This window comes from Halomonas campaniensis, from assembly GCF_014193375.1.
In the GTDB taxonomy this organism is placed as follows: domain Bacteria; phylum Pseudomonadota; class Gammaproteobacteria; order Pseudomonadales; family Halomonadaceae; genus Halomonas; species Halomonas campaniensis.
Window position 1 is genome coordinate 1 of record NZ_JACHZF010000051.1, and the last position, 6038, is coordinate 6038.

General features: G+C 63.3%; 4 protein-coding genes and 1 pseudogene. 2 read left to right on the forward strand and 3 right to left on the reverse strand.

Features of this window, described 5'->3' with window-relative positions; translation table 11 throughout:
• Together BDK63_RS17980 and ltrA are read right to left on the reverse strand one after the other, a co-directional pair.
• Positions 1 to 374: pseudogene (locus BDK63_RS17980) on the reverse strand (IS66 family transposase); the annotation flags it as partial.
• A gap of 212 nt (positions 375 to 586) precedes the next feature.
• Positions 587 to 1858 (reverse strand): group II intron reverse transcriptase/maturase, encoded by a 1272-nt coding sequence (gene ltrA, locus BDK63_RS17985; RefSeq protein WP_221202686.1) that lies wholly within the window; start codon positions 1856 to 1858, stop codon positions 587 to 589.
• A 689-nt stretch (positions 1859 to 2547) separates the two neighbouring features.
• Between ltrA and BDK63_RS17990 the strand changes: the two genes are divergently transcribed.
• On the forward strand, positions 2548 to 3927 hold the full coding sequence (locus tag BDK63_RS17990) for an IS1380 family transposase (RefSeq protein ID WP_425485965.1): 1380 nt from the start codon (positions 2548 to 2550) through the stop codon (positions 3925 to 3927).
• 336 nt (positions 3928 to 4263) lie between these two features.
• On the opposite strand, the gene mscL is transcribed toward BDK63_RS17990, so the two are convergent.
• Positions 4264 to 4686 (reverse strand): large conductance mechanosensitive channel protein MscL, encoded by a 423-nt coding sequence (gene mscL / locus BDK63_RS17995; protein WP_183334481.1) that lies wholly within the window; start codon positions 4684 to 4686, stop codon positions 4264 to 4266.
• 853 nt (positions 4687 to 5539) lie between these two features.
• On the opposite strand from mscL, the gene BDK63_RS18000 reads away from it, so the two are divergent.
• Complete coding sequence (locus BDK63_RS18000; RefSeq protein WP_183334483.1) at positions 5540 to 5983, forward strand: hypothetical protein; 444 nt, start codon at positions 5540 to 5542, stop codon at positions 5981 to 5983.
• The last annotated feature ends 55 nt before the right edge of the window (positions 5984 to 6038 follow it).

Below are 6038 nucleotides of genomic sequence, written 5' to 3' on the forward strand. Positions count from 1 at the left end.
TTCTTTCGCACCACCTCGGCATAGCCTTCGTAACCGTCGGTGACCAGGCGACCGGCGTAGTCACCCAGCAGGCGCACGGGCACCCGGCCGGCTCGGCTGGCGTCATAGTCGAACAGCACCACCTGTTGGCCCGGCGGGCCACCGCGCTGCAGCCACATGTAGGATGTGGCGCTGGCCGGCCGGTCGGCTTCGGTGTTGACCTGAAGGGTGGTCTCATCCATGTGGATCAGCGGGCCCTGCAGCAGGTGCCGACGCAGGGCCTCGACCAGCGGGATCAGCCGATCGCCCACCTGCACCATCCAGCGCGCCAGGGTGTTGCGCGGGATCTCGATGCCGTGCCGGGCAAAGATCTGGCTCTGCCGATAGAGCGGCAAGGCATCCTGATTATAGAGCGACAATTACTCTGGCCGGTGGACGACAACTATTCTGACCGGTTGCCCTAAGCTTGACCCCCCCTTATTCATGAGGGCGGCCTGAAAACGAAGATAGTCGGGTAGACCGGGCGATTGCTCGACCCGGCCCCCCACAGATCCGGACATGCGCAATTAACGCATCCGGCTCTTCAACCACCAGTTTCGCTGAAGGATCAGCATTGATGCACGATCCTTGCCTTGGGGAACGGCAGCACCTTGAAAAGTTGAAGCGCTTTTCGCCACACAATATTTGCCTTCTGGGATCGCCGGCTCAGCCACTTCACCCACACCAGCCGCACCCGATACAGGAGCTGCTGGAGGGATCGCATGTTGCCGCGAATACCATAGTAGGCAATGTGTCCTTGGATCTTACGACTCAACTTCCTGTGCTGTTCCCGAATCGGCAGGTGACGATTCCACCGGCACCACTGCGCGATGCGCTTGAGCCCACGCCGAAACCTATCCTTCGCCGTCTTGCGCTTGATAACCAAGAGCCCGCGGCGTGACTTCCCCCAGTAGTGGGTGAAGCCCAGAAAGTCGAAGGTCTCGGCCCGCTGCTCGCGATGCGGGCGGAACCGCACCAACCGGGTCTTGCTCGGGTGCAGGGTGAGGCCGAAGCGCGCGAAGCGCTTGGGCAGCACCTCCAGCACCTTGCGGGCGTCGGCTTCGCTGCTGAACGCAAGCACGGCATCGTCGGCGAAACGTACCTCGAACGCACGTCCTCGCAGGTGTGGCTTGACGTCTTTCTCAAACCACTCGTCCAGCACGTAGTGGAGATAGACGTTCGCCAGCAAAGGAGAAATCACACCCCCTTGCGGGCTGCCTAACTCACCCTTCTGCCATTGCCCATCTTCCAGTACCCCGGCCTTGAGCCACTTGCCGATCAGGCGGAGGATCACACCGTCCTTCACTCGTTTCTGCAGAAGGTCACGCAGGTGCCGGTGGTCGATCGTGTCGAAGAAAGACTGGATGTCCAGGTCGATGACCCAGCCACCTCCCATCGACGACAGGCCATCCCATACCGTCTTGATCGCCTGATGCGCCGAGCGCCCCGGCCGGAAGCCGTATGAGCAGTTAAGGAAATCGTGCTCATAGAGCGGCTCCAACAGGGACACCACGGCACGTTGCAGGACCTTGTCTTCGAAGGTAGGAATGCCGATCGGCCGTGTGGTGCGCCCATCTCCCTTGGGGATGTGGACACGCCGCACCGGCGGGGCTCGATAGCAACCGCTCTTGGCCGATTCCAGCAGACGCTGGATATTAGCCTCGAAGTCGCGTCCGAAATCATCCGCCGTCTGGCCATCAATCCCGACGGCACCATCCCGGCGCGTCATCAGGGTGGCCGTCTTCAGCCATTGGGCATCGATATGGTGCGCCAATGAGGTGAAGGCACGCTGCGGGTAACGCTCTGCTAGCGCTGCTATCCGCACTTGTTTCGTGGACATGACCTCAGGTTCCTGAGCACCTGTCATGTTGCCCTCATGCGGTTCTGATGGTTGGCCACCCCTTCCCTCCACCGGGTCCCGTCGAGCCGGTTCCCCGCCTTCATGAGTACTATGGGTGACTCCGACTCCCATTCCCCCATCTGGCCGGCTCGCTGCCCTTGCCGTGCCATACCTTCTGAGTGACTGTTGTTTCGCTCCCATCACCGCCGGTCACTACAGCGCTGGGCCAGGGGCCTTCGGGTCAGGTGGCTCCCGTACCTGGCGTTGTTGAATCGAAGGAGGGAAATGGGCCTCCCAGGTTCCTGGGAACCCCCTGTGTGAGCATGCCCTGCTCTAATGACCCCGGCGACCCTCCCTCACCAAGCCTGTTCGGTGAGTTCGTGTTGCCTTCCGCTATCCGCAAGGCGTCGGCGATCGCATGGTGAAAATTTCGGGGCTCAATGACACGGCCTGCTCACTTGCTGCCTACGCTTCACAGCGGCGGTTACCCGACGCTGCGCAAGGCTCGCTACCGGCTGGCGGCTACCCTTGGCCGGATGGGAATTGCACCCACTGGGGTTCAGCTCACCCTTTCTGCAGGCACTGAGCCTGTTCCCGGGTGACCAGGCTTCGCCTGGCGCACGCGGATGGTATTCTCTCGAGAAATCAGAACGTTCCGGCAAGAACCTGATTCCAGAGGACCATCCGCTATGGGTGAAAGCCTATCCACCTGGACGCCCTCGTGCAACGGCTCTGTCCGTGTCGAGCTGAGCGGCCAGCGTACCACCAGTGACAGCGGCGCTCTGCTGCTGCGTGAAGCCCTCGATAGCAGCGGCGTGATCGAGGCGCTCGACGACAACCTGGTCGATCGACGCCACCCGCTACGCATTCGCCACTCGCTGGCCAGCCAGCTGCGAACATTGGTGATGCAGCGCGCGATGGGCTGGATCGACCTCAGTGATACCGACACGCTACGGCGTGACCCGCTCTGGCAGCTGGCCTGCAGCGATGCGCGCGGCATGACGCCCCTGGCCCAGGACCGGCCGTCTCAAGCCACGTTGTCGCGGCTGCTGGCCTGTCTGGGCCGCAACGACAACATCGATGCCGTGCACGAAGGCCTGCTGCGACTGGTGGTCTGGCGCCTGACCGCGCTGAAGAACGGCGAGCGTCCCACGCAGCTGACGCTGGACATCGACGGCCTGCCGATCGAGGTCCACGGCCACCAGGGCGGCTCGGCCTATCATGGTCTGTACGGCACACGGATCTATTCACCGCTGGTCGCCTCGCTGGCCGAAACCGGCGACATGGTGGGCGGCCTGCTGCGCGAGGGTAACGCCGGCCCGGCCGAGAACGCCGATACCTGGATCCCGCATCTGGTGCGCCGACTCAATGAGAGTACCGGGGCCGAGGTGCGGGTGCGCATCGACGCCGGTTTCACCGACAACGCGACACTGGAGGCCCTGGAAGAGCGCGACATCGAGTACCTGGGCCGATTGCGCAGCCACTCGGGTCTCCAGAAGCTGGCGGCGCCGTACCTGAAACGGCCTCGAGGCCGCCCGCCCGAGCAGCCTCGGGAATGGTGCCACGACCTTGAGTACCAAGCCGGCACCTGGCCGACGCCACGGCGCGTAGTGCTGGTGGTCCAGGAACGCCCCGATGATCTGCTGCTGCATGCCTTCTTCTTGGTCACCAACCTCGGCAAGTTCGACTGGCCGCCCGAGAAGGTCCTGGCGCTCTACCGCAAGCGCGGCAGCGCCGAGGCGCACATGGGCGAGGTAAAGTCGGCGCTCGACGTGCACCTCTCGTCGACCGATCGCGGCGCCTCCAGCGTTCAGGACGTGATGGCGCGTAACGAGGTAAGCCTGCTACTCAGCCTCTATGCTTACCAGGTCCTGCATGGTCTGCGCTGCCTGCTGGAGCGGCAGACACGGCAAGGCTGGAGCCTGAGTCGGATGCGCGAGCAGTTGCTCAAGATCGCCGCCACGCTGAGGCTGCACGCTCGGCGAATCACTGTTCATCTGGGCGCCGCCGCCGACAAGTGGTGGCCGACGCTGTTGAAGGGGCTGCCGAAGTTGACCGCGCTGAGCTGACGCTCCTGCGAGACCACCACAGCACCAGAGTCGAGCGACCGCGGCGGCGGTCGGCGATCACGGCTGCTTGGACAGTCGCAATTGATTCCCAAGAGCTATAAGAAGGCGAAAAAACAACGCGTTCGGGCATTACTAGGCGGCCTCTCGCGTCGAAGAGGCCGATCCTAACAAGCGATGCCGCCAACGAGCACCTTCAGACAGCGCAATCAGCACCCTCGTGAATGAGGCGGGATCAAGGGACTACCCTGCGACCAACAGTGGCCGGCATCGCTGCCGACCTCTGGTGACACAGCTTCAGGCCAGGCGGTAAATAGGGACTGTCCCCGATCAGCCCGGTCAGTCCTTCTTCACCAAGCTATCGCGGATCTCGCGCAGCAGCAGGATGTCCTCCGGCGGGGCGGTGGGCTCTGTGGGCGCCGCGGCCTGCTGGCGGCGCAGCCGGTTGATGCCCTTCACCAGCAGGAACACCGCGAACGCCACGATCAGGAAGCTGATCACGTTGTTGACGAACACCCCCACGTTGATGGTGACCGCCCCCGCCGCCGTGGCATCCGCCAGGGTGGCGTAGGGCCCCTCGCCCTTCAGCACCAGGAAGATGTCGGAGAAGTCGACGCCCCCCATCAGCAGGCCGATCGGCGGCATCAGCACGTCATTGACCAGGCTCGAGACGATGGTCCCGAAGGCCCCGCCGATGATGATGCCCACCGCCATGTCCACCACGTTGCCGCGCACGGCAAATTCCTTGAACTCCTTGAACATCGCGCGCCCTCCTCGAGGTCATATTAGGACTGTATGCGCACCGAAACCGCCATCGGCATGCTTGCAAAATAAAGTATAGTTTGAGTTCGTCGCAACAACGGCCGCCAAGGCACGGGGCAGGAAGAAACAGGCGGCTGTCACTGAGTAACGCGCGGCTCACAAAGCGCCTCGACATCCCAGCTGGCCGAGAGGCTGAACCCCGGCACGCTGGCCTGGGCGCCCACCTGGGAGGGCCGTGCCAGCGGGGGCAGACGGCAGAGGTGAGGGGTCTGCTGCTCGTACTGGGCATACAACTGCCATGAGGCGTTGCATCAGGCTCTGCGTCTCGGTGTCATCCAGGCGATGGGCCGCCGCCAGCACCGTCTGGGTGCCTCCGTCAAAGCCGAGCATCTTGTGCCGACTGCGCGAACTCCCCTGGCCTGTCGCCGCGCGAGACGGCTCCATACGGTAGAAGACGAGATCCCCATCGGCGGTGACCGTGGCCATCAGGGCAGACTCTTCCAACATCAGCGAGTCATCCGAACGTTCACGCTCCGGAAAGAGGCTGCACCCACCTAGCAACAGCAACCCCATCAGCAAACCGACGGCGGCAGGGTATCCCATGGATCTCTCCTTTTTTGTTGTATACCCATTTCACGATACAGGGTGGCAGGGAAAGTCACTTCCGTCCTGCTTGACAAGCCCAAGCCGGCTCACGCGATATCATCTCACGGCCTGTGGCAGGACACGCTGACGCGTGGCCTGCCATAGGGAATCGGGCAGCCGCAAATATCACGCCGTGGCTTTACTTGGGGTCGCCCAGCGCTGACACTTGACGGTTACAAGTGGATACATTACGCAGCAGGGATCCGACATGGACGCAAGCACTCCCCCCGATCGCCGCCTGATCGGCGCCTTCATCGGCACCACATTCTTCACCTTCGTGGTGTTATTGCACGTCACCTTCCCCAACATGGGGGGCACCGGACTGAGGATGCCCCACAATGCGGCGGTGTGGATGGGCCTTGCCCTGATGATGGCCCTGGCCATGTGGCCAGCGGCGCGCGGGGTGATCCGCTTCAGCGCCTTCCACAAGGGGCTCGGGCTCCTGCTGCTGGCCCTGTGGCTGCCCTTCCTGTGGAGTTGGAACGAGGCCTCGCTGATCGCCCTGCCCCGCCTGCTGACGGTCACCGCCGGTGCCATCCTGCTACTGGGCATCGCCCAGCTTCCGCTGACCCGGCGCGACTGGTGGTGGCTCGGCATGGCGATACTGACCGGCCCCCACTGTCAAGCTAGTTGGAGCCTCAGCGGCTGTTAGACTCTGAACGATGTGGGGCGTGACGAGGTTCCGATGAAGTACTCCGACGAGCGCC

What these genes read in the sequence shown, in the direction of transcription:
- BDK63_RS18000 (WP_183334483.1), top strand. Translation starts at nt 5,540, where the DNA reads ATGGACGCAAGCACTCCCCCCGATCGCCGCCTGATCGGCGCCTTCATC.
- BDK63_RS17990 (WP_425485965.1), top strand. Translation starts at nt 2,548, where the DNA reads ATGGGTGAAAGCCTATCCACCTGGACGCCCTCGTGCAACGGCTCTGTC.
- mscL (WP_183334481.1), bottom strand. Translation starts at nt 4,686, where the DNA reads ATGTTCAAGGAGTTCAAGGAATTTGCCGTGCGCGGCAACGTGGTGGAC.
- ltrA (WP_221202686.1), bottom strand. Translation starts at nt 1,858, where the DNA reads ATGTCCACGAAACAAGTGCGGATAGCAGCGCTAGCAGAGCGTTACCCG.